Origin of the sequence: Fibrobacter sp. UWB16, assembly GCF_900215325.1 — a bacterium.
Lineage (GTDB): Bacteria > Fibrobacterota > Fibrobacteria > Fibrobacterales > Fibrobacteraceae > Fibrobacter.
Map to the genome: position 1 here is coordinate 816,430 of NZ_OCMS01000001.1, position 26,755 is coordinate 843,184.

The 26,755-nt window shown below is 49.7% G+C and carries 17 protein-coding genes; 10 read left to right on the top strand and 7 right to left on the bottom strand.

Annotation, left to right across the window (positions count from 1 at the left end; all coding sequences use genetic code 11):
• Positions 1 to 32 precede the first annotated feature (32 nt).
• Positions 33 to 548, bottom strand: coding sequence for an OmpH family outer membrane protein (locus CRN95_RS03420; protein WP_097020106.1), 516 nt, complete (start codon positions 546 to 548; stop codon positions 33 to 35).
• Positions 549 to 566: 18 nt separating this feature from the next.
• A complete protein-coding gene (locus tag CRN95_RS03425; RefSeq protein WP_088629812.1) occupies positions 567 to 3,308 on the bottom strand; it encodes an outer membrane protein assembly factor in 2,742 nt (913 codons plus the stop codon).
• A 365-nt stretch (positions 3,309 to 3,673) separates the two neighbouring features.
• On the opposite strand from CRN95_RS03425, the gene CRN95_RS03430 reads away from it, so the two are divergent.
• Both CRN95_RS03430 and CRN95_RS03435 read left to right on the top strand, forming a co-directional pair.
• Positions 3,674 to 5,011, top strand: coding sequence for a phenylacetate--CoA ligase family protein (locus CRN95_RS03430; RefSeq protein WP_097020292.1), 1,338 nt, complete (start codon positions 3,674 to 3,676; stop codon positions 5,009 to 5,011).
• A 14-nt stretch (positions 5,012 to 5,025) separates the two neighbouring features.
• Positions 5,026 to 5,451, top strand: a complete 426-nt coding sequence (locus CRN95_RS03435; protein WP_015732209.1) for an ACT domain-containing protein — start codon at positions 5,026 to 5,028, stop codon at positions 5,449 to 5,451.
• A 168-nt stretch (positions 5,452 to 5,619) separates the two neighbouring features.
• On the opposite strand, the gene CRN95_RS03440 is transcribed toward CRN95_RS03435, so the two are convergent.
• Positions 5,620 to 8,721, bottom strand: coding sequence for a CotH kinase family protein (locus CRN95_RS03440; RefSeq protein ID WP_235002851.1), 3,102 nt, complete (start codon positions 8,719 to 8,721; stop codon positions 5,620 to 5,622).
• 212 nt (positions 8,722 to 8,933) lie between these two features.
• On the opposite strand from CRN95_RS03440, the gene CRN95_RS03445 reads away from it, so the two are divergent.
• The 4 genes from CRN95_RS03445 (at position 8,934) to CRN95_RS03460 (ending at position 16,251) form a co-directional block, all read left to right on the top strand.
• A complete protein-coding gene (locus CRN95_RS03445) occupies positions 8,934 to 10,304 on the top strand; it encodes a chloride channel protein (protein ID WP_200816175.1) in 1,371 nt (456 codons plus the stop codon).
• A 388-nt stretch (positions 10,305 to 10,692) separates the two neighbouring features.
• The gene (locus tag CRN95_RS03450; protein ID WP_073425172.1) at positions 10,693 to 11,223 is read left to right on the top strand and encodes a nitroreductase; all 531 of its coding nucleotides are present in this window, start codon (positions 10,693 to 10,695) and stop codon (positions 11,221 to 11,223) included.
• Positions 11,224 to 11,496: 273 nt separating this feature from the next.
• Complete coding sequence (locus tag CRN95_RS03455) at positions 11,497 to 14,259, top strand: valine--tRNA ligase (RefSeq protein ID WP_097020107.1); 2,763 nt, start codon at positions 11,497 to 11,499, stop codon at positions 14,257 to 14,259.
• 402 nt (positions 14,260 to 14,661) lie between these two features.
• The gene (locus tag CRN95_RS03460; protein WP_097020108.1) at positions 14,662 to 16,251 is read left to right on the top strand and encodes a hypothetical protein; all 1,590 of its coding nucleotides are present in this window, start codon (positions 14,662 to 14,664) and stop codon (positions 16,249 to 16,251) included.
• A gap of 247 nt (positions 16,252 to 16,498) precedes the next feature.
• On the opposite strand, the gene CRN95_RS03465 is transcribed toward CRN95_RS03460, so the two are convergent.
• The gene (locus CRN95_RS03465; RefSeq protein ID WP_088629797.1) at positions 16,499 to 17,974 is read right to left on the bottom strand and encodes an amidophosphoribosyltransferase; all 1,476 of its coding nucleotides are present in this window, start codon (positions 17,972 to 17,974) and stop codon (positions 16,499 to 16,501) included.
• Between the two features lie 223 nt (positions 17,975 to 18,197).
• Between CRN95_RS03465 and CRN95_RS03470 the strand changes: the two genes are divergently transcribed.
• Positions 18,198 to 18,947: an MBL fold metallo-hydrolase gene (locus CRN95_RS03470; protein ID WP_097020109.1), complete on the top strand. Its 750-nt coding sequence runs from the start codon at positions 18,198 to 18,200 to the stop codon at positions 18,945 to 18,947.
• Between the two features lie 124 nt (positions 18,948 to 19,071).
• Here CRN95_RS03470 and CRN95_RS03475 read toward each other — a convergent pair whose 3' ends face one another.
• The 3 genes from CRN95_RS03475 to CRN95_RS03485 form a co-directional block, all read right to left on the bottom strand.
• Positions 19,072 to 20,481 (bottom strand): hypothetical protein, encoded by a 1,410-nt coding sequence (locus CRN95_RS03475; protein ID WP_145993955.1) that lies wholly within the window; start codon positions 20,479 to 20,481, stop codon positions 19,072 to 19,074.
• A 165-nt stretch (positions 20,482 to 20,646) separates the two neighbouring features.
• Positions 20,647 to 21,810 carry a glycosyltransferase gene (locus CRN95_RS03480; RefSeq protein ID WP_097020111.1) on the bottom strand — a complete coding sequence of 388 codons (1,164 nt, stop codon included), beginning with the start codon at positions 21,808 to 21,810 and terminating at the stop codon, positions 20,647 to 20,649.
• Positions 21,811 to 21,820: 10 nt separating this feature from the next.
• The gene (locus CRN95_RS03485) at positions 21,821 to 22,831 is read right to left on the bottom strand and encodes a hypothetical protein (protein WP_088629792.1); all 1,011 of its coding nucleotides are present in this window, start codon (positions 22,829 to 22,831) and stop codon (positions 21,821 to 21,823) included.
• A gap of 62 nt (positions 22,832 to 22,893) precedes the next feature.
• Here CRN95_RS03485 and CRN95_RS03490 point away from each other — a divergent pair, with 62 nt between their 5' ends.
• From CRN95_RS03490 to CRN95_RS03500, 3 genes are read left to right on the top strand one after another with little or no spacing between them, the layout of a single operon-like run.
• Complete coding sequence (locus tag CRN95_RS03490; protein WP_097020112.1) at positions 22,894 to 24,636, top strand: sulfatase-like hydrolase/transferase; 1,743 nt, start codon at positions 22,894 to 22,896, stop codon at positions 24,634 to 24,636.
• A gap of 31 nt (positions 24,637 to 24,667) precedes the next feature.
• Positions 24,668 to 25,822, top strand: a complete 1,155-nt coding sequence (locus tag CRN95_RS03495; RefSeq protein WP_097020113.1) for a glycosyltransferase — start codon at positions 24,668 to 24,670, stop codon at positions 25,820 to 25,822.
• Positions 25,819 to 26,754, top strand: coding sequence for a deacetylase (locus CRN95_RS03500; RefSeq protein ID WP_088629789.1), 936 nt, complete (start codon positions 25,819 to 25,821; stop codon positions 26,752 to 26,754). The genes CRN95_RS03495 and CRN95_RS03500 overlap by 4 nt, the downstream gene beginning before the upstream one ends.
• The last annotated feature ends 1 nt before the right edge of the window (position 26,755 follow it).

A 26,755-nucleotide genomic window follows, 5' to 3' on the forward strand; every position in this document is an offset into this window, starting at 1 on the left:
GCCCGCTCAGCGGCGGGCATGACAAATTGTTATTATCTATTATTCAAATAGTTCAGCACCTTGTTCGTAAGGTCGTTTTCCTTTTTCCAGAAGAGCACGGCGCCGGTGGCACGGTCAATGACCATGTCATAACCTTCCTGCAACGCAATTTCGTTTACCGCCTTGCGAATGAGCTGGATAATCGGAGCACTCACCTTTTCGTTTTCGGTGATGAGTTCCCCGTTACGGCCATAGACGCGGTCAATGAACGACTTGAGTTCCGTATCCTTCTTGTTGTATTCGGCTTCAAGTTCGCGCTTCTTTTCGTCAGAGAGCATCAGGACCTGCTTATCAAGCTTTTCCTTAATGGCAGCAAGTTCCTTCTGCAAGAGGTTCGCCTGCTGTTCCCACTTAGCCACTTGACGGTCATATTCTTCCTGAGCCTTCTTGGTGCCCTTGAATCCGTCAAAGATAATCTTTGAATCCACATGGGCAATGCGAAGACCGTCTTCAGCAAAGCTCACGCATGCAAAGACAACCGAAAGTAAAACTATCAACTTGCGAATCATAGAGCTCCTCCAACCAGGTTAGAAAGCCTGGCCAATGACAAAGTTGAATTCCATATCGCCGACCTTAGAGTACTTCGTACCATTGTAGGCTTCACCCGGGTCAAGCGGCCAAGCAAAGTCGAAGCCGATAATGCCAAGCATCGGGACTACGACGCGGAAACCAAATCCGATATCCTTCTTGAGTGTCGTCGGATCCCATTCACTGAGCGGGTTCTTCTTAGGCTTGTCGATTCGGTTATTCGTATCGATACGTTCGCCAAACACGTTACCGGCATCAAAGAAGAACGGCAAGAGGTAGAACGTCTGCGGTACAAGTCCCAACTGGAGTTCTGCACCAATGTACTGGTAGCTGCGGCCAAGGCGGCTGTTACCAATAGAGCCAGAACCATAACCACGGAGCATGCCGTCGTAGCCAAGCACACCACCCATCCTATACAGAGTGCGGTGCTGCAACTTGTCGCCAAAGATTACGCCGTATTCGTTTGTAAGGGCAATCGAGAGACGGTCGCGGAAGAGCGGGAACCACCACTTGATGGAGAGGTCCGCCTTCACAAATTCGAAGTCACTACCAAAGGCGGCGTTTGCCCACTGCACGTCGAGCACGTAGCGGGAACCGTCGGTCGGGAACTGCGGCAAGTTCTTGTCGTCACGCTGGATGCGGAAGTTGAACGCCGATTCAATACCCGTGTAGACCACATAGCTGTTCGCGATGTTCGGGCCCTGGTCGTTCATGAGCCAGCTATAACCGATCTGACCATAGAAGTAGTCATCCGGCCACTTGAGGCGCTTACCGGCAAAAATGCTTCCACCGTAACGCGTGATATCCGGGTCACCGTAATCTTCCATGTTCCACCAAGAGTAGCTGAGGCTTGCGCCAAGCGTAATCGGCTTGTCGAGGAACCACGGTTCCGTAAAGCTAATCGTTGCGCTCTTCTTGTCGGCACCGTATTCGAGGTTCAAGGCTGCCTGCTGGCCATCGCCCATACAGCAGTTCGGGATGGAGATGCTAGCCGTACCGACAAAGCCATCGCTTTCGCTATAAGAAACGCCCAAACTGAACTGACCCGTACCGGCCTGCTTTTCTTGCACGGCAAAGTCGAGGTCCACTTCCTGTTCGCCCACGACCTTGATATCGGGCACGACCATGTCGAAGTAGTTGAGCTGCATAATGTCACGGAAGCTACGTTCCAAAGCGGACTGGCGGTACGTATCGCCCGGATACAGGCGAACTTCACGACGGATCACCTTTTCGTTCGTCTTGGTGTTGCCACGCACATGGACCTTGTGGATCTGGGCAGGCAAGCCTTCGTTCATCTTGTAAGTGAGGTTCACGACAGAATCGTTTTCGAAGGTGCGCTCTTCGTCGAACTGAGCAAAGAGGTAACCGTCTTCACGGTAAGAATCGAGCAAAGCCTTACGGGATGCTTCGTAGACATATTGGTCAAACACGGCGCCGCTATCGAGACGGAACACATAACCCAGCATGGCGTCGCTCTGGACTTCGTTACCCGTAAAGTGGAGTCCACCCATGTAGTAACGGCGACCTTCGGTCACGTCGATATGGACAATAATATCGCTAGAAGTCTTGATGTTATCGTACTTGTAAAGAGCCGGAACCAAGTCTTCAATCATGTAGCGCACGAGGAGCTTGCTTTCATAAGCGGAGCGCTTCTTGATCTTGAGGAGGGAATCAATCTTCGGATTATTCCACTTGCGGTCAGCCACCAAGCCAAGCCATTCATTTCGGGCGGTTTCGTAGCGGATAATGTCGTTCAGGAATTTCCATGCGCTTTCTTCGTCCTTGACTTGCGGCAGGCGTCTTGTAAGCGGGTTCTTATCCCCGGCCTTGCGCATGTTCCTATAATAGTGAGTCACTTCCATTGTCGGCTTACCCGCCATCTTGTAGAGCGGGTTAGATGTATCGGCAATGGCGTCGTTCAGCTGAGTGTAAAGCGGAGCCAGGCGTTCTCCAACCGGCACCATGCGTCCAAGATAGAACAGGCAGCTGGAATCCGGAAGGTATTCGGCATGGTAGTCGTTCAGTTCTGCATCCAGGTAACCGAAATGGCGGAAGACGTTCAGCACGGTATCGCGGTCGGCTTCAAAGACATTTTCCTTGAATTCACCACCACCCCACCACTGGTTTTCTTTCGAAAGCATGTGGTCCGTGATTTCTTCGACCGGCACATGGTCATTGCCTTTCACATCGAAACCGCGGATACGGACCTTGGAACCTTCACGGATTACAAAGGTCACCTTGTTCTGGTATTCGTCCACCGATTCTTCGCGTATTCCAATTTCAGCAAGCAAGAAGCCTTCGGAACGATAATGGTCAAGCATGGCCTGGCGCGTGCGTTCCAATTGAGCCTTGCTATAGACCTGACCAGAAATCATGTGAATTTTCAAACGGAGGTCATCTTCAGATACTTCGTCACAGCCGTCCAAAATAGCGGTATCAAGAGCCGGGAGTTCCTTCACTTTGAACACCAGGTCTACATAAGAACCTTCATCATCAGTGTAATCCACCCAGGCGGTCACATCGTCAAACAGGCCCGAAGCATAAAGCGAGCTCACGGAATTCTGGACTTTTTCAGAAAGCGACGTCGGAGAATAGCTCTGACCGGTACGGATGCCGATACGTCCGAGGACCGAACGTTCATCCATATGATGGGTACCTTCGACACGAATCTTGTTGATCTTATTCTCAACCATATACTTGTCGGAAATCTGCGACATGTCCAACAGCTGGGCATTCGACATACCGACCAAAGCAAGAACAAATAAAAGCGAACGAGAACGCAGAATAGACCTACCTATAAAAGCAGTTTATTTAAATTTTCTGCCCAAAAATACAAAAATTACATTCCCCCGCCCACACGAGTTTTTTAAAAAAGCCCAATCCGCCGATGAATAAACAGTAATAAAGGAATAAGGGTTATATCGTCCCGTTTTTTACACTTTTTGAAAGCGTTACGCTATGCGCAAAGGGGACCCATATATATGGATAAAGGCAAGCCGAGCATTTTCGCAAAGAAAAAGAAACGCTCCTAAATTAAACGCAACGCAAGCGCATTATATATATTTAAGGCGAAAAATTTTAACCTAACCCTCTAATGAAGGATACTATGCGATCTACAGCCTGGAACGACGAAGAAAACAAAGTCCTGCCCGAAATGGCGCTTGACTTTATGCCCGAAGAAAAATTGCGCGAATTGCAGTTGCAGCGTTTGCGTGCAACTGTGAAGCTCGCCTACGAGAAGGTCCCGCTGTTCCACGACCGCATGGTCGAAAAGGGCGTTACGCCCGATGACATCAAGACTTTGAAGGACATCGTAAAGATTCCGTTCTCCATGAAGAAGGACTTGCGCGACACTTATCCGTACGGTCTCTTTGCCGTCGACATGAGCGAAGTCGTGCGCCTGCATGCAAGCTCCGGCACTACCGGTAAACCGATCGTTGTCGGTTACACCAAGGAAGACATGGAAGTCTGGGCACAGGTCGTCAAGCGCGGCCTCCTCGCCTGCGGTTTCCGCAGCACGGACATTGTGCAGAACTTCTACGGCTACGGCCTCTTTACGGGCGGTCTCGGCATTCACGGCGGTTTCGAAGCCCTCGGCGCCACAGTCGTGCCGATTAGCGGAGGCAATACCGAACGCCAGGTGATGCTCATGAAGGACTTCGGCGTGACCGCAGTCGGAGGCACCCCGAGCTACTTTGTCCGCATTATCGACGTTGCTGAAAAGATGGGCGTCGACATTTCCAAGTTGAACGTGAAGCGCGGCATCTTCGGTGCAGAACCGTGGAGCGATGGCATGCGCGACTACATCGAAGAAAAGACGGGCATCAAGGCTTACGATATTTACGGACTTTCTGAAATTGTCGGCCCGGGCGTGGGTTGCGAATGCGAATGCCGCGACGGCATCCACATTTTCGAAGACCACTTCTACCCTGAAATCGTGGACCCGGAAACGCTTGAACCGCTTCCGGACGGCGAGGAAGGCGAACTCGTCATCAGCACGCTCAGCAAGCGCGCTATGCCGATCCTCCGCTACCGCACCCGCGACATCACCGCTATTGAAAAGACCAAGTGCGCATGCGGCCGTACCATCCGCCGTATCCGCCGCATTGGCCGCCGCAGCGACGACATGATTATCATGCGTGGCGTGAACGTGTTCCCGAGCCAGATCGAAACAGCTCTCCTCCGCGCAGAAAAGGCTTTGCCGCATTACCAGATTGTGCTCGACACCAAGAACAACATGGATACGCTCGAAGTCAAGGTCGAAGTTTCTCGCGACATGGTGAGCGACTCCATGAGCGATATGGAACAGCTCTCCAAGAAGTTCAAGCACTCCATCGAACAGATTCTTGGCATCTCCGTGATTGTCACGCTCTGCGAACCGGATTCTCTGCCGCGTAGCGAAGGCAAGGCCAAGCGCGTCATCGACAACAGAAAGAAGATTTAAGAAGGAGAAAAAAAATGAAAATTCCACAGGTTTCAGTTTTCGTGTCGAACCGCCCGGGTCGTCTCCAGGCTGTTTGCCGCTCGCTCGCTGATGCAGGCATCAACCTTCTCTCGCTCACGCTCGCCGATTCCGGCGAATTCGGCCTTATCCGCCTGATTGTGAACGATTCTGAAAAGGCTGTCAATGTTCTTGCCAAGGCTGGCCTCAGCGCAACCGTTACCGACGTTGTCGCATGCCCTGTTGCAGACAAGGTTGGCGGTCTTGCAGACCTTCTCGACGTTCTCGGCGACTTGCAGATTGACTACATGTACGCCTACCCGTCCGAATGCTCGACGGCAACGAACGTCATGATTCTTCGCTTTAGCGATACCGAAAAGGCGCTCAAGGTCTTGGAAGAAAAGAACTTCAAGACTCTCAGCACCACAGAAATGCTGGGCTAAAATTGCGAGTTGCGCAGTCTGTGCAAGTTAAACGCGCAGACGAGATGCGCGAATGCGCGGACTAAACTACGCACGCTATTGCAAACAAAAACAGCTAAACGGTTTCCCGTTTAGCTGTTTTATTATGGATTTCAAGTAAGTGAAACTTGACTTTCGAGAGCCCGCAGGCTACCTGAACACGGCGGTAACAGACGTGACTTCACCCGGGTTCACCTTGCGGGTCATATCCGTGACGCCATCGCTCCAGCCCGTGAACGTGCTGCCAGAATTTGCCTGAGCCGTAAGCGTGACCGGCACATCCCTGTAGAGCGAGACAGTCATCGAAGACTTATCCAGAGCAAGGCCATCCACGAGAATCGTGCCAGAACCCTGCGCCGTAAACGTCATTTCAACCGGAGAAGAAAGCGTAAAGTACGATTCCATCTGTTCACGAACTTTCGCCTGACGCGTCTGGGCAAAGCTCTTTATCGTTTCCAAAGCTTTGCTCATGCTAGATGCATTATAGCCCCAGAATTCCTGATCGCGCGCCACTTCAGGTTCCACCTGCGACTGCAAATCGTTGATACGCTTGAGGAGCCTATCCGCCGAGAAGTTCATCGAAAGGAGCACGCTAAAGCGGTTGATAAACGCATTCTTGAAGCCCTCGTTACTGAGCAAGCGAATCATAAGAATCGTGTGCGGAGAAATAGAGCCGTTCGTCACCTGCTGCTGGCCACCGCCCATGCCACCCATGCCGAAGCCCATTCCCATACCCATGCCACTTGTGCCGCTAGCATTCGTCACATAGCTGAACACGTTTCCGGTCTGGGTATTGTAAGACACGCCGAAGCCAAAGTCCGTATCGTACATGAACCATTTCCACTTCGTCTTCTGACTTGCGACACGCCACTTCTTCATATTGTTGTGCGGCCAGTCGCTATTGTTCAAGAACATTTCAGCCTGCATGTAATTCATGTAGTTGTCGACATCAACCTGGTCTGCAATCTTCTTGTAGTTTGCATCCGATTTCAAATCGTTGTTCTGCAGCCAATCCAACATAGATTTGTAATCCGCAGAAGAACCGACACTCGCTTCATCTGTACCGCTAGATGTTGTTGCAAGAAGGTCAATATCGTTCGGGTCATAGCCGTACTTGGTTTCGTAATAGTATTCGTTGTTGCGTTCACGCAAGTCATGGATACCGTAATACTTGCCATTGTAATACACGATAACATAACGGCCACGCTGGTAATCAACGCCCAAACCTTCTGTCATCGAAGTGCCCACACGGTCGCGCACGTAATCGTCGCCGGAATTGTTACCAAAGTTTCTGAGCGAGAAAGCCTTAAACTTCTTGAGTTCCGGATAATCCGGGAACAGCGTGTATTTCAGGCGCTTTTCGCCATACTCTTCGCGCAGCGTCACCGCAAAGGACTTCTTTTCTTTTGCACGGCTGTACTGGCCAGAAATCTTGTAGTCGCCCATCACGCCAAAAGCCGGAGCCTGCGGCTTGCCAGGTTCAAACATTTCCACATAAACCGGGAGTTCTCGGTTGCTCCAGAAGTTTGCGCCCTTCTTCGGGTCCATCATCGAAGCATTATTGCCCGTCATGTAAAGGCCGGAATCGGGGCTGAACATCGAAAGCAGATCGGTCGTCACAAAGAGCGCGGCAAGCGTGGGTTGCTTTTCGAAAACGTAAGTACGAATAATTTCTTCACTCGGATAAGAGCCACCGACATACGCACGGCAACGCAAAACCGTCGTAGCGCTAATCGTCACCGTAGTCTGCACCACCGGAGAGTTTGAAGTCGGTTCGGCGCCGCCCTGTTCGCAACGAGTGCCCGCCGGGAATGTCGCCGTCACCGCAGACGTGTAGAAACCAGAAGGCGGAATGTTCACTTCGGCAACTTGAACTTGTTCTGCAAAGACCTCGCCCGCCGTATTGCCATAAGGCGACGGAGTCGCAAAGCCCCACTTGCCCGCGCCATCACGAGACCATGAAGCGGTCGTCGGAACGGCACCAAAACGCACAGAATCCAGCAAAGCGCCTTCGGCATTTACAAAGTACAAAGCACCGCCATCCTTGTCCACCTTGAACGAAGCGTGCGGTTCATGGCCGCGATTGCGAGCAATGTACGACGTAATCTGAATGGTCGTCGATTCACTTCCCTGAGTTTCAGTTGCAAAAGTTGTTGCCGTTACATTGTTGCGCTTGAGGTCCTTCGCATTATCATCTAAGCGGACATAGAACACCGATGACAAATCACCCGTACCGCGGAGATTCTTGCCGCTCCAACTGCTGAGCGAATCGCCTTCCTTAAAGTTCACACGGATTTTGTGATTTTTGGTGATAAAGCCACGGACAACAAGCTGGTTGACCTTGCTAAGGCTAGACGCATTATTGGTCTTGACAACCACGCGAGAGTAATCCCCACCCTGGGCAACCTTCATCACAGACCCAATCTGGACAGAGCCATTTTCGCTAAAGCAGAGCGAAGACTTGCCTTGCAAATTTTCGACGTTGTTGCCAGAAGAAGCAGCACCGGTATTGCCACCCATACCGCCCATGCCGCCACCCATGTTGCCGCCCCAGCCGCCGCCACCCCAGTTGCCCATTCCGCCACCGAAATCGCCAAAGTTGAAGCCGCCCATGCCACCCGATGCAGATTCAGAACTGCAATCCGAGCTCATCATATTAAGCGAATCAGAAGGCAAGACATAGTCAGGATAATTCTTGCCCGAAAGGAAAACGATCATGAAACTTTTGGCAGGAACAGTCGCATTGCCAAAGACCCAACGACGCGGATTAGACAAATCATCCGTAAGCGAATAGCCCTTCAAACTCATCGGAGCATCGGACGAGTTGTAAAATTCAACCCATCCCGGATCGTTGCCGTCATTGTCCTTGAGATTTGCATTTGTCGGAGAAACTTCCGAGAAGAACACCGGGCTATTCCCTTCGAAATGCGGAATAACAGTAGCGGCGCTCGAAGCCGGAGGAACCTGAGCACTAGAAGTGGGAACTAATGCCGAAGAAGATGACTGAACTACAGGAGACGACGTTCCCGGAACACCCGCGGAGGAGCTACCCGGAATGCCAGCTGAAGAAAGTCCCGGAGCAAAAGACGAACTGGACCAACCGCCCAATTGACCGTCATTGGAATCGGAGCTAATTTCACCAATTCCCGGAGCCGCCATGCCGAAATCCGAAGAATTCGAATCACCGCATGCGGATAAAACCAAACCAAAACTAATCCCAAATAACGCTACACCAGAAAAGATTTTTTTCATGTCTGATCCCTTAGAATTGAGCGATACATTTTGAGCGCCACACCAATCCAATCCTTGAGTTAAGTATATATTTAGCCGCGTTGCAAAAGCCTCTTTTTTTAACTTCACGTTGTAAAAGGATTGAGCATTTGACAACACGCAAAAAAGCGGAACAAGGCGTTCCGTTTTACTATTTTTGTCGTGAAAAAATTTTAACAAAAGCAGGATTTTACATGAATTTCAGCGACTTCAGCAAGGCGAGCCAGCAGTTCAATCAGTTCAGCCCCGAGATGAAAGAACAGATGATGAAGATGGCAAAAGCCCGCGTAAAGGAAAAATTACTCAAGTGGTTTGCAACACCGACATTTGTGCTGCTCGGAATTGTTCTCGGTGCAGTCATCGGTGCGCTCACCGCATGCTTCGGCGACATCAGCGACAGACTTTCTGCCATCCGCGATGCAAACCCATTGTACTTTATCCCCGCCCTCGCCATCGGCGGTGCCGCTATCGTATTCGCTTATAAGAAATGGGGACGCTGGACAGAACGCGGCATGGACCAGGTCTTCGCCGTAGGACTCAACAAGGAATCTGACTTTCCACTCGTCTCTATCCCGATGGCCGCTGTGAGCACTTGGCTGACGCAACTCTTCGGCGGAAGCGCAGGTCGTGAAGGCGCCGCTATGCAAATCGGTTCCGCACTTTCGTACAACATAAGCAAGAAGTTGCCGTTTGAAAATGCTGCACACGTTATGCTCGTGACCGGGCTTGCCGCAGGCTTCGCTGGAATCTTCCAGGCCCCGATGGCAGCTACCGCATTTGCTTTGGAAGTTCTGCTCGTTGGCCACTTGGAACTTGGAGCATTGCTCCCCGCCGCTGCTGCCGCATTCACCGCCTGCAAAGTTTCGAGCATGCTTGGATTCCACAAGTTCAGCGTAGATTTGAACAGCGTTCTCGACGCAAGTGGATTTTCGGCAAGTATTTTCACGAACGAAGGCGCACTCGACGGCAAGTTCCTCGTGAAGCTTGCGCTGATGGGCGTACTCTTCGGAATTGTCGGTGGCGGGTTTGCAAAGCTCCTCGGACTCTCACAGAACTTTTTTGCTAAGAAGTTCCCGAACAACATCAAGCGAATCGCCATTATGGGCGTTGGAATAAGCGCTTTGCTGTTCGTGTTTTTCCAAGGACGCTACGCCGGACTTGGAACAAACTTGTTGGATTTGAGTTTTGGGATTAATGCCGCCGGAACCGCCGACTTGATTGGGAACGTCGCCGGGTACGACTGGATTCTGAAATTCGCTCTCACAATTCTTACACTCTCCGCCGGATTTATCGGCGGTGTCGTCACCCCGCTTTTCGCCATCGGTGCTACGTTTGGCGTATTCGTTGCGGGAATGTTCGGAATGCCGCTCCCGCTCGCCGCAGCGCTCGGTTTCGCCGCCGTGTTCGCAAGTGCAAGCAACACGCTCTGGGCACCGATCCTCATCGCCGGCGAAATCTTCGGATTCAATTGCCTTCCCGCATTCTTCATCGTCTGCACAGTCGCCTACATTTGCAACGGCGGACAATCGATTTACAAACAAAAGAAGATTAGGATAAAGATTTAATAAAGACTAATGCTAAAGTGCCCCGCCATTGAGCGGGGCATTTTTGAATTCGATTTCAGCACGAAGTTCCATGACAAACTGGACAAGTTCTTCTTCGTTGATTCCTATTACTATTTCCCTAAGACTAGTCTCTGTTGTATATCCCTTGTTGTGGGTATAATCAGTTAAGCCTCAAAAAAATCACACCGCCGTAAACGGCAACGATTCAGTGACACTATTTTAAAATTACTAGAATCGTACCACATCAATACATACTCCGTATAGGTATGATTTATCACACTTTTTTGCAGTCAGCTCAAGCTTTTTGCTAAAAAAAATCTGTCATTTTCTTTCACTTTTTCCTATATTTTTTGTAGATTACCAAGAGACAAAATACAATAGAGGTCTTATGAACGAAACAATCAAATCCTTACTTTCACGTAGAAGCATCCGCAAATTCAAATCTGACGCCGTGAGCAAGGAGCTCATCGCACAAGTCGCCGAAGCGGGTATCTACGCCGCAAGCGGCATGGGCAAGCAGGCCGCTACCGTGGTCGCCATCACGAACAAAGGACTACGCGACCGCATCTCCGAAATGAACCGCAAGATTGGCGGTTGGGACGAGGGTTTCGACCCGTTCTACGGAGCTCCTGTAATTCTTCTCGTCCTTGCGAAAAAGGAAATTCCGACCTACCTGTACGATGGTTCGCTCGCCATGGGGAATCTCATGAACGCCGCTTACAGCCTCGGTCTCGGCAGCATCTGGATTCACCGCGCCAAGGAAGAAGTCGAAAGCGACGAGGGCAAGGAAATTCTCAAGTCACTGGGCCTGAACGCTGACGAATGGGTTGGTATCGCTCACTGCGCTTTGGGTTATGCCGACTGCGAACAGCCCGCAGCACACCCCCGCAAGGAAGGCCGCATCGTCTGGGCGGAATAATTATCTGGCGGAGTAATTCAAGCAAATTAACTTTTAGAGCTGTTGCATTTTTGCAGCAGCTTTTTTAGCCCAGGCGTTGCGGGCCGGCGAATGAGGGCCCACTCGAAGGGGTAGCGAGCAACGCAGTGCGAGCGAGGGGAAGGCTTTCCCCTCCTACCCTATTTTCCAAGACTTCACTGGATCCTTCGTTTCACTCAGGATGACGCTTTTTTCTCTCGTCTCTCTCGTCTCTCGTCTTTAGTCTCTCGTCTATTTTACTAAATTTGGCGCATTATGGAAATGGAAACTCGTTATAATCCGAAAATTGTAGAAGACCGTTGGCACGACCAATGGAACAAGAATAATGATTTTGCCCCGAGCGGAAAGGGCGAACCGTTCTCCGTCGTCATTCCGCCTCCGAACGTTACGGGTGCTCTGCACCTCGGCCACGCTCTGAACGACACGTTGCAGGACATTCTCGTCCGCTATCGCCGTAAGACTGGTCGCGACACGCTCTGGATTCCGGGCACGGACCACGCCGGCATTGCCACGCAGGCTGTCGTCGAAAAGAGACTTTTCCAGGACGAACACAAGACACGCCACGACATTGGCCGCGACGCCCTCGTGGAACGCATTTGGAAGTGGAAGGACGAATACGAAGCCCGCATCACGAAGCAGCTCAAGAGCCTCGGCGTCAGCTGCGACTGGAGCCGTCAGCGATTCACGCTCGACCCGGTTTGCGCAAAGGCCGTGCGCCACGCATTCTTCAACCTTTTCAAGAAGGGTCTTATCTACCGCGGCAAGCGTCTCGTGAACTGGGACACCAAGCTCCAGACGGCTGTGGCAGACGATGAAATTTATTACGAAACTGTGAAGGGTCACTTCTGGACGTTCAAGTATCCTCTCGCCGACGGTTCGGGATTCATCCCGGTTTCGACGACTCGTCCGGAAACGATCATGGGCGATACGGCTCTCGCTGTGCACCCGAACGACGAACGCTACAAGCAGTTCATCGGCAAGATGCTCAAGGTTCCGTTCGTGAACCGCGAAATTCCGGTGATTGCAGATGCCATCCTCGTCGATATGGAATTCGGTACGGGTTCCGTGAAGGTGACTCCGGCTCATGACCCGAACGACTACGCTACGGGCCTCCGCCACAAGCTCCCGATGATCAACATCATGAACGACGACGGCAGCCTCAACGAGAACGCCGGTCCGTTCCAGGGCATGAAGGGTCAGGCCGCACGCGACGCTGTGGTGAAGGGTCTCGAAGATCTCGGCCTCCTCATCAAGGTCGAAGACCACGAAATGCAGGTGGGCCATTCCGACCGCAGCAAGACTGTAATTGAACCGTACTTGAGCGACCAGTGGTTCGTGAAGATGGACGTCCTCGCCGACAACGCTATGAAGGCTGTCACGAGCGGCGAAATCAAGATCATTCCGGAACGCTATGCAAACAAGTACCTCGACTGGCTCAAGGAAAAGCGCGACTGGTGCATCAGCCGTCAGCTCTGGTGGGGCCACCGCATTCCTATTTGGCACGCCGACGAAACGACGACCGAAGAGGACTTGAACAAGGCATTCGCAGGCCGTAACGACATTTACTATTACAAGGCACAGAACGGCATCTGGCTCATCTGCTCCGAAGAAGAAAACTTGAAGGAAGATGCAGTTGCCGGTCACAAGATTGTGCAGGAAGAAGACGTGCTCGACACGTGGTTCTCCAGTGGTCTCTGGCCGCACTCCACGATGGGCTGGCCGGAACAGACGGACACGCTCAAGAAGTACTACCCGACTTCCGTGCTTGTGACGAGCCGCGACATCATTACGCTCTGGGTCGCCCGCATGGTGCTCTTCAGCCAGGAAAACATGGGCACGGTTCCGTTCCACACGGTGTACATCCACCCGAAGATTTTGGACGGCAATGGCATGACCATGAGCAAGTCCAAGGGCAATGGCGTGGACCCGATGGATATCGAAAAGAAGTACGGCACGGACGCACTCCGCTTCGTGATGGCAAGCCTCTGCACCGACAACCAGGACGTTCGTCTCCCGGTGAAGAAGGAAAAGCAGGAAGATGGTTCTGTCATCAACACGAGCGAAAAGTTCGAAATTGGTCGTAATTTCTCGAACAAGCTCTGGAACGCTTGCCGCTTCTTGTTCCCGCACTTGGAACAGGCTGGCGCACTTTCCAAGGACATGCTCCCGATGGATTCTTCGATCTTCGCACTCGAAGACCGCTGGATTCTCTCTCGCTTGAATTCCACCATCCAGGACGCAACGAAGATGCTCGAAGAGTTCCACTTTGCTGAACTCGCCGGCTTCCTCTACCGCTTTGTCTGGGACGATGTCTGCTCCAGCTACTTGGAAATCAAGAAGGCCGTGATCAACAGCGAAACGCTCACCGCCGAAAAGAAGAACGCTATGGCCATTCTCAGCCATGTGCTCCGCGGCGTGATTGACCTGTTGCATCCGGTGATGCCGTTCATCACGGAAGAACTGAACGCAACGCTCTTCCCGGGTTCTGAACGCGTGATCAACAGTGCATGGCCGAAGGCCGACGCAAGCCTCATCGACGCCAAGATCGAAGCCGCTTTCAACCAGGCATTCGCTGTCGTGGAAAGCGTGCGTGGCGTGCGCGGTCGCTACAACGTAAGCCCGGCTACCAAGCTCAAGGCTGTCGTGAGCGTCGATACCGCCGAAACCGAAGCAAGCGTGAAGGACTGCCAGGCCATCATCACCGAACTCGGTGGACTTGAATCGTTCTCTGTAGCCGTGAAGGCCGCAAAGCCGAAATTCAGCGCAAGCTCCGTGGTGCCGGGTGGCGAACTCTACATCCCGCTCGAAGGTATCCTTGACCCGGCTGCAGAAATCGCACGCCTCGAAAAGGAAATCGAAAAGGCAAAGGCATTCGCCGCCAGCATCGAACGCAAGTTGTCGAATGAAAAGTTCGTCAATGGAGCTCCGGAAGCTGTCGTGAACGCCGAACGCACCAAGCTCGCAACGCAGATGGATATCATCGCGAAGAGCACGAAGGCGCTCGAAGAACTCCGCTAATAGCGGGCTCGCGAATCGTCATTCCCGCCAGAGCCTGTGCTGAGCGCAGTCGAAGTAAGCGGGAATCTCCTTTTAAACTTTCAAGGCAGGCATTCCACACGGAATGCCTGCTTTTTTGCATTTTACGGCGCCCATCTCTGTAAAGTAATAATTTACAATCCACTTTTTTGATATTTCAACGCGTATTGTAAACAGCGATTTTGTTGTATCATCCAGCATAAAACCCCATACAAAACAAGCAACTTATCCGTATCATATACAAAATTTATATGTATTATACAAGAATACAAAAATCATATAAATTACTTTACACAAAATTCAGCTAAAAATAAGTTCATCTTTTTCATTTTAATTTATTTATGTTTACAAAGTCTAACAGAATAAAAACAGGAGGAAATTCTGATGAATAAGACAAAGAAAAAAAATATCTCTAAAAAAGCCATATTTGCAGCAACTGCGGCATCTATGCTTTTCACCGGATGCGGCTGTCTCGACGATGTTTTAAATCCGCACGATCCAGCAGATGACCATCCGATACAAGCAAGCTCATCTAGCAATCACGTACCATCATCTTCTTCATTTGCAGGCCCACACGATTTATTTGAAACTTGGTACGGTTACAATGGCGAGCCGCAAATTCAAACCGGATTCGGCAACTTTACAGAAACAAACGGCTATTGGTACCCTAGAGACGACCACGACGAAGGCGGACGCTCCGAAATCATTTGGCCTGTTCCTATGGGCAACGAATACAGCGATGTAGCGATGGACCCGATTATCGAGTACTGTGGTGGCCTTTGCGGTGCATACTCACTCAAAAAGGGCACCTTGACATACAACCCGTTTGTTGGAGTCGGTTTTAACTTGGTCGGAGAACGAAGCGACAGTGACCTAACCCCAGAAGCGGCAGATGCAACCAGTATGGGCGGCGTCTGCGTCACGTACGCATCTGAAATGGCATTATCACTCGAAATGGGACTCACCGAAGCTGCAGAAGCGGAAATCGGTTACGCTGTTCCGTACGTGAATCTCCCCAAGAGCCCGTATGGCACAACAAAATACATCTCCTGGTCTGAATTCAAGCAGCCATCCTGGTACAAGGGTTTCATCAAGATGTCTGGCGATAAAGCAGCCCAGCAGCTTGTATCTCTCAATTTCAAGTTCCAAGGTGCAAATGGGACTCTCGGCAGATTTAACATCACTGCAGTAGGCCCTTACGATGGTTGCCAAGCCTCTCAGCTCCCAGTCTATTTGCCTGAAATGGGAAACCCGAATCCAGTGGACACGATTATTCCCATCGATCCGCCCACATTGACTTCAAATAATTTTGAGACGTGGTTTGGATACACTGGTGAAGCACAAATTAACACCGGTTATGATAACGGAACAGAAACTTCCGGCTACTGGTTTAGCTACAGCGATGACGCAGACGGTGGAGCATCAACAATTAGATGGCCTGTTACCCCAGGCAACGACTACAGCCCCGACGCCATGGACCCGATTATAGCCGAATGCAACGGTCTGTGCGGAACAGCTATTTTGGATGCCGGATCTTTAACCTACCATCCGTTCGTAGGAGTCGGTTTCGCCCTTGCCGGTGAAACAATTGACGGAGGCGAGCTCGAAACTGTCAATGCAAGCGGCATGGGCGGCGTATGCATCACGTACACTTCTGAAGTAGCCCCGTCTCTTGAAATGAGCCTTGGCGAAAAAAATGACGTTGACATCGGCTTCGCTTACCCAGCAGCTATGCTTCCGAAAAGCTCTGCAGGCACAACGAAGTTCATTCCATGGTCCAGCTTCAAGCAGCCCTCCTGGTATAAAGGTGACGTAAAATTCACCGGTGAACAGGCAGCAAAGACGCTTGCAGCACTGAAATTCAAAATGCAAGCTCATCCGGGCTCATACAGATTCAACATCCAGGCAATCGGCCCGTATGACGGCACTTGCAGTGGCGCACCCTCAGTCACCATCAACAAGAAACGTCACTAAAAAGTCCCATAGACATCTCCTGATATAAAAAATCCGGCCTCGCATGAGGTCGGATTTTTCAATTTCTAGCGTCATTCTGAAAGGCGAAGCCTTGAAGAATCCAGTTAAGTTCTGATGTAATAATGTCACTGGATGGGGCTATAGTCCCAACTCTTTGGCTCGGTTATAAAAATGAGCAAGCTCATTTTTGCAACACTCGCCTTCTGAGTTGTCTTCCGCCTTCGGCGTCAGGATGACGAGAATGACACTACTTATCTTCTTCCTTTTCCTTATCGTGGCAATGGCACGGGCAATGATAGCAGTCACCCGTTTCGGCGTAGTCCTTGCCAGTCCAGCAGTAAGTGCAAAGGTCTTCTTCCGGGAGGCCGATAGCCTGGATCAAGTCGTCAATGCGCTGGAACGCAAGCGACGTGAGGTTCAGCTTTTTGCGGATGTATTCGACCATGTCCTTGTACGGCTGGCCATTCGGATCGGTGTACTTGTCCAAATCAGCATTTTCGCCTTCCTGGTCGCGAATGTAACGGCGCGTGATGAGGTCGTATTCATTCTTGGAGCGAGAGAAGTTGATGAACTTGCACGGATAAACGAGCGGCGGGCAAGCGATACGCATGTGCGTTTCCTTGCAACCCATCGAATAAAGTTTCTGGGCTTGCTTACCGAGCTGCGTTCCGCGAACGATAGAGTCATCGCAGAAAACGAGGCGACGGTCCTTGATGAGCCCCGGAATCGGGATGAGCTTCATCGAGGCGACATGTTCGCGCTGGCGCTGGTCCTGCGGCATAAAGGAACGAGCCCAAGTCGGCGTGTACTTCACGAACGGACGGGCAAACTTGATGCCAGCTTCGTGAGCATAGCCCAAGGCGTGAGACGTACCGGAGTCCGGAATACCGCAAGCGGCATCGGCTTCGGTCGGGGTGCGCTTCGCAAGAGCGGAACCGCAACGGTAACGGGTCATTTCCACGTTACGTCCTTCGTAACTCGATGCCGGGTAACCGTAATACACCCAAAGGAACGAACAAATTGCCATCTTCTTGCGCGGCGGAACGAGCACCGTTTCGCCATCCGGCGTGAGCTCGACCACTTCACCCGGACCAAGATCACGGACGTATTCGTAACCGAGGTTCGGAAGAGCGCAGCTTTCTTGCAAGGCGATCATGGCGCCATCCTTCTTACCGAGGATTACAGCCGTACGGCCCCACTTGTCACGGCACGCATAAAAACGCCCCGCGCTATCCATAATCAGCACGGAGCAACTTCCCTTCACCTTGTCCTGAACATACTTGAGACCGTCAATAATTGAATCCTGCGTAGCGATAAGCGCTGAAACAACTTCGGTCGGACCGACCATGCCACTCGTTGTCGAGAACTGGAGCTGCATGCAGTTGTTGCGGAAAAGTTCGTTCTTAATATCTTCAATGTTCGTGATGAGACCGACAGTCACAATTGCGAACGTTCCCAGCTTGGAGGTCATGACGAGCGGCTGCGGGTCCGTGTCAGAGATGACGCCTAAGCCAACCTTGCCGGAAAAATGTGTTAAATCGTGTTCAAACTTACTGCGGAACGGAGTGTTCTGGATGTTGTGAATCGAGCGATGGAAAACGCCATCCGATTTCAAAACAGCCATACCGCCGCGGTGAGTACCAAGGTGAGAATGGTAGTCGGTTCCGTAAAAGAGATCGCAAACGCAATCTTCTTTGGAAATAACACCACAAAAGCCGCCCATATAAGACTCCTGGATAGAAAAGGATTTTCCACGCACAAAAATAGAAATCTTGAGCCATCTGCAAAGACTAAACCTGAAAAATTTTTATTTCAACCGCCGGGCAGCCCCCGCAAATAGCCATATTTTTTGCTTACGCCCCAAATTGGAGTAATGCCCTATTTTGATTTGGGACCTTTTGAGTATATATTGGTATAAAAGCATACATTTTCAGAAGGGGAAGCATATGGAAATTAAAGCCGTACGCATGTTTGACCATGGTTTCATGAACCAAGCGTTTGCCTTTAGCGGTGAAGAAGGCAAGGACAAATTCGATGAGCAGATTATCTACCGCAGTAGTCTGCAAAACTTTCTCATCGACACCGGGAGCGAAATCATCCTCGTCGATACGGGATTCGTCAACGACTTTGCATCACCCGAAAAGAAACTTGGCGCGCCGCTTTATATGGGCGAAAAGCTAAAGGACTACACCCAAGCTTTTGCGGAACTCGGTTACAAGCCCGAGCAGGTCACGAAAATTCTCATCACGCACAAGCATCCGGACCATTCCGCAGCCATCCAGTATTTCCCGAATGCAAAGGTTTTTGTCTCGCCCGAAGATGCCGACGCCATGAAGCTTGACGCCCCTAACATTGTGCGCTGCACCTACAAGGACGGACCTTACCACAACTTCCCGAAATGCGAAAAAATCGCCGACGGAATTTACTTTATCGAAGCTAAGGGCCACACCAAAGGAAACAGCATCGTCATTGCCGAAAGCGAAGGACTTTTCTACCTAATGCATGGCGACGTAACCTACTGCGATGCGGCCCTCAAAGCAAACAAGTTAAGCATCGTCTTTGAAGACATAGCCACCGCCCGCGAAACGCTCGACCGTGTCCGCAAATTTATCGCCAACAACCCAACCGTTTACCTCTCGACGCATTGCCCCGAAGGCTACGAAAATCTCGAGATGAAGCGCGTGATGAAACTATAGAAAGTTCCGCAGTCTCGCCTGCAACAAAGCGCGTCAAGACAGATTGTCATGCCCGCCACTCTACACTTGTCATCCCGGCCACTTTACACTTGTCATGCCCGCCACCGAGCGGGCATCTCCTTTTTTACAAATCCCCTGATTTCGGGCCGTATTCGATTGTACCGTCGTGATGGATGATGATATAATCATAGAAATGTGTCGAATCCGGCATATAACGTGGTATAATTTCAGCTTGTCGTTTGTAGCCTCTAAAATAGGGTCTATCATCTTCGATATTAAGCAAATTATCGCCATCAGCCACCCAAGCCGTAGTCACTAGAACATCACCGCTATCGCTTAATGCAAATTCATAATAAAGATCTCCATATTGCAGCGATCCAACATATTCTCCCCTCATTCCCACATCTTTCCAAGCAGAGTCTCTTGGAACATGATAGAATAGACCCAATGAATCTCGATAAGTCAAAGTCACCTCTGTGTAATTCATCAGAGAATTTTTATAACGCAACCATTTTTCAAACGACGGATTTTTACGAACGGCAATCAAAGTTTTCAAAAAAAGCTTGACTGATTCAATCGGATCTTCATAGAAATTTTCATACTTGATGAGCCGCAAAACAAGTTCATTAAAAGGCGTTTCCCCTTTCAGCGTTACATAAACAGAATATTCAACATCATCTACAGAATGAGTTCGACCGGCTACAGCTTTGATATCAAAGAAGTCCTCAAAGCGTTTAAATTTTGAGTCTTCACGGAATGTTTTTAAAATTTTTTCACTTCCTTTATCGTCTAGCTCTTGACGAAGGCTATCTAGAACCTTGTAATAAGCGCTAAAGGGAGAAGTTGTTTCTTTGTAAATCTCAGGATTTTTTTCATACCGTTCTTCTACATAAGAATGGGGAATCGTACAAAATTTTAAATTACCCCGTTTATTTAGTTTATACAGACCATCCTTGGAAAGACGAACCTTGGGCAACGATAGAGTTCGTCCATTTTTGACTACAAATTCATAAAAGCTTTTTTCACATTCAAAACCTATAGTATCACTGACAAAATCAGCAAGCAACGGTTCACTCTTCTGTTTTTTAAAAGTTCGTTTTTCAGCTGACGTATTCAGAACAATTTCTTGCGGAGGAATATTCACAGAAACAATTCTAGGGTCCAATTCTTTTCCATTGAAAAATTTATCAGGAAGAGCTATTGAACGTGAATACGATTTTATTTGTACACTATCCAAGTAAAGCAAAGAATCATGAAGACTCCAATATGCCGAATAGCCACCACCTTCTTCAGGATTGAAATACGTATATATCGGAGCAGAATTCCAATCCCGAATCGATGGCCTAAATGGCCACGTTGAATAATGCTTGGCTATATATTCATTTAGCGGATGAGTTAAAATACGGCATTGTTCGCCATTGATATAGAAATGATCCGTGCCACCCTCGATACAAGTACGATCAGGAAGTTTGATAATGATTGCACAAGCGGCACACGCAAACGCAACTACCAAAAAACAAATTCTCTTTATCATGAGGATAAATTACAAAAATGCTTATGCAAGACGTATGGATTCCATCGCCCAACTCGGTGATTCGGCCCTTCGGCAGGCTCAGGGACCTTGACAAGGTTGGTGAGTTTGTCGAACTACACCAACCTTAATCCGGGATGACAAGCGTAAGGGTTTACGCCCCATTAATCATTCACCAAGGACAAACGAAACTGCTTTTTCGAGGTCCTCTTGCTGGCGTTTATGCACTTCAGCATAACGTTTCAAAGCACGAGAAGCGTACATCGCATAAATGTTCGAATCAAGCAATTGAATCATGCGGTTCTTGATTTCACTCACGGAATAAGGGTCAAAATAAAGTGCAGCATTTTCGCAGACTTCGGGCACAGACGTCGTACCGCTTGCAGCCACAGGCACGCCATAACGCATCGACTGCACCGGCGGGTAGCCAAAGCCTTCGTTCAAGCTCGGGAAAATAAACGCATACGCGTTCTTGTGCAAGAATTCGAGTTCCTTAGATTCCACGTAACCGAGAAACACAAACGCATCCTTGTTGCGGATATGCTTGCGGTAAACTTTCACGTTCGTTGCCCCCGTAATCACGAGTTTCATGTCAAACAAGTGATTCGTCGAACGCATCATCGTCACGAGTTCATCGAACGCCTTGACCGCACGCAAATTGTTCTTTTCCCAGCGGGCACCGCTCGTGAGCAAGAAATACTTCTTCGTTTTCACGCCCGGCGGCAAGAATCCTTCCGGTTCGTAATCCAGCATCGGGCTATAGAAAACCGGGATTTCCTTGTCCAAAAGCTCCGGGAAGAAGGACTTGATAGAAGCACGGCTATGTTCGCTTACAGTAATGCATTCGGCACGGCCGTCGGCAATGCGGACCGCCAAATCGCGGTACTTGGGCGCATAGAAATACTTTTTCCAACAGTCGCGGTAACGCACAAGCGCTTCGAGCTTTTGAGCAAGCTTTTTCGCAAAGCCAACGCCTTGCCAGCTGTACTGCATTTCAAGAGCGCGCACGCCATGCCACGTGAACACAAAACGCTTCACCTGAATTTGCCATTTGCCTTCGAGCGAATAAAGCGGCGTGTAGAACGCATCAATCGCATTTTCGTCGATAATCTGCTGCGGCATCTTTTCGGCAATGTCAAAGAGCGGAATGCTGCACTTTTCGCATGCTTCGAGAATATCCGGCGACAAGTATTTGCGGCTATCGTAAACGCAACTGAACTTTGCGCCACGCTTCACAAGCGCCCAGAAAATCACTTCGCCATAGCTGCCGCCACCATGAAACTTTGCACTGTGAATCGGCTGCACAGCCACGAGATTAAAAAGCAAATTCATAAAACGCCCCCTAGAAAAGCTTGCCCAGGATTTCCAAAGGCTTCACGAGGAACGGCATTTTCTTATACAGCCAGGCAAGCGATTTTGCAAACGCGTAAGAGCGGATGATGTAAGCACCCGCAGCACCCACCTTGTTCGTCTGGTACATGAATTCATCCTTCGCATGCGCAATCACATCATCGTAATACTCGTTGATGTGAATGGACTTGTCCGCATTCACCGTCACGGGGAGGTTCTTCAAGTTCGTATAAAAGTCCTTGCGCAAAATCTTCGGCAAAAAGATGTTCATCGATTCCGGCACCTTGCGGCCTCGCGTATCGATAATGCGCGAGCCAAAGAAGTGCAACACTTTCGCCGTCGGCAAGAATCGGTTGCCATAAGCAAGCTGGCAGTTCCAGCCGCCATCCATCTTTTTCGTGATATAACCGAACTTGTAATTGGTTTCAGCAAGGCTTGCCATATCGTACGGGAAGTTCTTGGAAACGCAGTAAAGCCAAAGTTCGTGCCAAGTCTTGAAGAACTCGCGGGCTTCAGGCGTATCGGCGGCAAACATCACGCCCCCGTTAAAAATTTCGTCGTTCAGAATCGGCGAAAAGCCCATCATCTTTGCGTTGTTCAAAATTTTCTTGCGGTTGATAGCCTTCGAAAGATTCGTATGGAAATCGAGCACGGCATAAATGCCACCGCGCCATTCGTCAGGAATCGTCAAATCATCAACAATCGCGATGTCCGAATCCATGTACAAGAAATCGCCATCGACCACGTTGCGCATCACCGTCTTGAGGTAACGAGAACGAAGCATCGGCGTGAACTTTTCATCAAGCGTGAGTACCTTGAGTTCATCGACAGCGTCCTTCAAGACCGCACGCGATCCCGTCAAAGTTTCAGCAGTTTTATCATCCGTCAAAAGCGTCACGAACGCATTCGGATTATGGACACGCAACGAAGCAATTGCCACGAGCGTCTGCTCGCAGAAAAAGTCCTTCGGGGAACTTGTCAACACAAAAAGATATTTGGTCATAGGTAAAATATACCAAAAAATAGCTATATTACCGGATAAATAACCCAAAATACGTTTTCATCATGCGCAAAAAGCACCATTTCTTTCTATTCCACGCCATCATAGTTCTACTATTTTCTGGAATAGTTCTTTTCCTTTGTGCCAAGTACTTTATCAATCAGTCCATCTACCTGCTTGTCGGTTTACTTGTCGCGCTGTTCCTCCTTGGTGCTTTGAGGTCTCTCCCTGTCGCTGCAGCATCTAAAAGCGATCGAAAATTCGGTTCTCTTCTTGCAGGCACATCACTCTATTTCATCGGCCTTGCCATTCTATTCCTCAAAAGATTTTCCCTGGAGCGTTTCCCCATTGATGATCCTGAAATGGTTATTGCAGGCCTCACGAATATCAACGGAGCCATCGACAGAGGTATCTATTACGACATTTTTGCAGCCCTCGCCTATGCACTCGGGCTAACACTAGTATTTTTCTTTCTTGTTCTCCTGTATCAAAAAAAGACAAAACACTTTTACGTTGTCTCTAGACTTCCGTTCAGGGTTCATTCCAACCGCTTTTTCCTCGTTTTCGGATTGATAATCCTCATCAGTTCGCTTTCTGATACATACCACGACCTTCACATTTACGACTACAGCAAGGCCATCAAAAAGCTTTACGCCGATCCTATCGATTCTGAATTTTACCGTACCGAATACATTGCACCCGACACAAGCAAAATTGTATTTCCGGAGAAAAAGCGGAATTTAGTCATCATCTTACTTGAATCCATGGAAAGCTCTTTTGCCGACAAAGAAAAAGGCGGACTTTTCGACAACAACCTGATCCCCAACCTGACCCGACTTGGTGAAGAGAACATCAACTTTTCGAACACAGACAAGTTGGGCGGAGGATTAGACCTTTCGGGTACTAGCTGGACCATCGCCGCGATGACGGCTAAGTTTGCCGGTTTACCATTCAACTTGATTGGCGACGAAAACCATTCCCGCCGCACCACATTCTTGCCGAAAGCAGTCACATTGACCGACATCCTTGCAGCAAACGGATACAAGCAACTTTACGTTTTTGGTAGCGATAAAAAATTTGCCGGTCGCGACTTGCTCCTCGAAACGCACGGGAATGTAGAGATCCATGATATTGCATGGTACAAGCAAAACAACTATATTCCAGAAGATTACTTCAAGTTCTGGGGCTTAGAAGACCTTGAGCTCTACCGCCTTGCCAAGATGGAACTTGACAGTTTGGGCAAAGGTTCCCAGCCGTTCATGTTCGGCATGCTGACCATCGACACGCACATGCCAACCGGGCTTCAATACGACAACTGCGGAAAGCCGGACCAATATCCGATGAAGCAATCCATCAACTGCGCCGACATCCTTTTGATGGACTTTATCGACTGGATGAAACAGCAACCTTGGTTCGAAGAAACGACAGTAGCAATCATGGGCGACCACCTCTTTATGGCAACCGAAAAGACAAACTTTTTCGGCAGCAACGAATACCTCGCCCTCAAAGAAAAAAAGACCGACCTCACCAACATTTCCGGGAATCCGCGCCGTTGGCTTGATGTCTTTATAAACGCAAAGCCGGTCAACAACGATTATTCGAACCGAATCAAGAACAGGGCTTTTTCGTCCATGGACATGTTCCCGACAATTCTTGCATCCATCGGCTGCACCATCAAAGATGACCGCCTTGGCTTCGGAACAAACCTTTTCAGTCAGGAAAAAACACTCTGCGAACGCTTTCCAGAAGAATTTATCAATACAAAACTGATGGAACGCACCAAACAATATGTAGATTTAGAAAGATAGGAGACATTGGCTTAAAACAGATTTCCTTTTTATGAAAAAGACAAAAGTACTTCATTACATCGACAGTCTTGATCCGGGCGGAGCAGAAACAATCGTCATGAACTACGCCCTCTTGATTGACAGGCAACAAATCGACATGACGATTGTCTGCCACGATCGAAAAGGAACTCCGTACGAAGCCATACTCTCTTCTGCAGGTGTTCGCGTCATTTACATGAGCGATTACCTGCACCTAAAAAAACTCTGCAAGCATTACATTGTCCGCCGGTATTTCCATAAGAGCGGTTTAGACAAGTACATTCTCCGTCACATATTCCACAAAGAAAAGCCAGATATCATCCACACGCACTTGCGCTGCAACGAGATTATCAAATTTGCAGTGGACGGGACAGACTGCAAAATACTGCACACCGTACATTCGCAGCCATCGGCCTATTGGAACAACAAGACCGCAATCGCGCAAAACGATTTTAAGGCCTGCACATACTTGGTCGAAAAAAAGCATATGCAATTAATCGCCTTGCACGACGGGATGCGTCAAGAACTGAACGAGCTATTCCACGTCAACGACACGCTCGTTTTCAACAATGGCGTTAATTTCGACAAGTTCAAAATTAGCGAAACCAAGGAAAGCATCCGCGACAGTCTCGGTATTCCAAATTCAAAATTCGTTGTCGGGCATGTCGGGCGTTTTGTCCCCGTCAAGAACCACGACCTGATTATCGAAAGTTTCAAGAAGTTAAGCGAGCTCAGAGACAACGCGCACTTGCTCCTAGTCGGACAAGGGCCGCTTCGCCCCGCCATCGAAAAGAAAATCGAAGAATACGGTCTTAAGGAAAACGTCACCATTCTCGATCCGCGAAACGACATTCCGAGAATTTTAAAAGCGATGGACGTGTTCTTGCTCCCCTCCCTGTGGGAAGGCCTTGGCATCGTCCTCGTAGAATCCCAAACCATGGGCATTTACTCCATTGCCTCAAACAATGTCCCTGCAGATACCGTATTCTCGAATCTCGTTTTGCGAATGCCTCCCGACGCAGATGCAGCTGCATGGGCAAAAGCCATTCATTCCGCACCGCAATTGACGCCCGAGTATCACGGCATCGAGAACTGGAACATGAAGAAAATCGTTAAGGATCTTGAAGCGCTGTACCAAAATTCGGCTCTCGAAAGGATTGCAAAATGAACTTGAACAAAGCCTTTATCATCACGATCGATACCGAAGCGGACAACCAGTGGGATTACGACGCCCCGATCAAAACGGAGAACATCAAGTTTCTCCCCCGCTTTCAAGAGCTCAGCGAAAAATACGGATTTAAGCCTGTTTGGCTCACCAACTACGAGATGGCCGAAGATCCGCATTTTGTAGAATACATGCGCGAAAAGCAAGACAAGGGACTTTGCGAAATCGGGATGCATCTGCACGCCTGGAACACGCCCCCTGAAAGCCCACTCAACCGCAGCGTGCGCGAACGCGATTACCTCATTGAATACCCGGTCGATGTCATGGAGAAAAAAATTGCCACCATGACCGAAACTCTCGAAAAGAATTTCGGACGCGCACCAGTATCGCACCGCAGTGGACGCTGGACGACGAACGAGGACTACTTTAGGCTTTTGCACAAATTCGGCTACAAAGTCGACTGTTCCGTCACGCCGCACATTGACTGGTCGCACAAACCAGGATCAACCGGCAAAATGGGGAACGACTATTCCCAATGCCCCCAAAAGCCCTATTACATTTTCGAGGACATCCTAGAAGTTCCCATGACCATCCGTCCGATGAGGACTTTCACTTGCGAACCCTCATTTGCAAAGCCTTCTGTCGGTCGCGAAATCAAGAAATTCTTCTTGGGACGCAAGCAGTGGCTGCGCCCAGACTGCCATTTACAAAAGAAGCCTCTGTTCAAGCTTATCGACAGGGTTTCGCACGAAAATCAGTACCTGATGTTCATGCTGCACTCATCGGAAATGATGCCCGGCGGAAGCCCAAGCTTCAAGGACGAAGCGTCCATCGAAAAGCTCTACGAAGTCATCGAAGCCGTTTTTGCACGCGCCCATTCACTCGGATACACCGGGACAACGCTCCGAGAATTCGCCGAGGCCTACTCGAAGTAGG

Bases quoted from the DNA above. Each gene is read 5' to 3' on its own strand.
- CRN95_RS03420 (WP_097020106.1), bottom strand. From the start codon at position 548: ATGATTCGCAAGTTGATAGTTTTACTTTCGGTTGTCTTTGCATGCGTG.
- CRN95_RS03425 (WP_088629812.1), bottom strand. From the start codon at position 3,308: ATGTCGAATGCCCAGCTGTTGGACATGTCGCAGATTTCCGACAAGTAT.
- CRN95_RS03430 (WP_097020292.1), top strand. From the start codon at position 3,674: ATGCGATCTACAGCCTGGAACGACGAAGAAAACAAAGTCCTGCCCGAA.
- CRN95_RS03435 (WP_015732209.1), top strand. From the start codon at position 5,026: ATGAAAATTCCACAGGTTTCAGTTTTCGTGTCGAACCGCCCGGGTCGT.
- CRN95_RS03440 (WP_235002851.1), bottom strand. From the start codon at position 8,721: ATGAAAAAAATCTTTTCTGGTGTAGCGTTATTTGGGATTAGTTTTGGT.
- CRN95_RS03445 (WP_200816175.1), top strand. From the start codon at position 8,934: ATGAATTTCAGCGACTTCAGCAAGGCGAGCCAGCAGTTCAATCAGTTC.
- CRN95_RS03450 (WP_073425172.1), top strand. From the start codon at position 10,693: ATGAACGAAACAATCAAATCCTTACTTTCACGTAGAAGCATCCGCAAA.
- CRN95_RS03455 (WP_097020107.1), top strand. From the start codon at position 11,497: ATGGAAATGGAAACTCGTTATAATCCGAAAATTGTAGAAGACCGTTGG.
- CRN95_RS03460 (WP_097020108.1), top strand. From the start codon at position 14,662: ATGAATAAGACAAAGAAAAAAAATATCTCTAAAAAAGCCATATTTGCA.
- CRN95_RS03465 (WP_088629797.1), bottom strand. From the start codon at position 17,974: ATGGGCGGCTTTTGTGGTGTTATTTCCAAAGAAGATTGCGTTTGCGAT.
- CRN95_RS03470 (WP_097020109.1), top strand. From the start codon at position 18,198: ATGGAAATTAAAGCCGTACGCATGTTTGACCATGGTTTCATGAACCAA.
- CRN95_RS03475 (WP_145993955.1), bottom strand. From the start codon at position 20,481: ATGATAAAGAGAATTTGTTTTTTGGTAGTTGCGTTTGCGTGTGCCGCT.
- CRN95_RS03480 (WP_097020111.1), bottom strand. From the start codon at position 21,810: ATGAATTTGCTTTTTAATCTCGTGGCTGTGCAGCCGATTCACAGTGCA.
- CRN95_RS03485 (WP_088629792.1), bottom strand. From the start codon at position 22,831: ATGACCAAATATCTTTTTGTGTTGACAAGTTCCCCGAAGGACTTTTTC.
- CRN95_RS03490 (WP_097020112.1), top strand. From the start codon at position 22,894: ATGCGCAAAAAGCACCATTTCTTTCTATTCCACGCCATCATAGTTCTA.
- CRN95_RS03495 (WP_097020113.1), top strand. From the start codon at position 24,668: ATGAAAAAGACAAAAGTACTTCATTACATCGACAGTCTTGATCCGGGC.
- CRN95_RS03500 (WP_088629789.1), top strand. From the start codon at position 25,819: ATGAACTTGAACAAAGCCTTTATCATCACGATCGATACCGAAGCGGAC.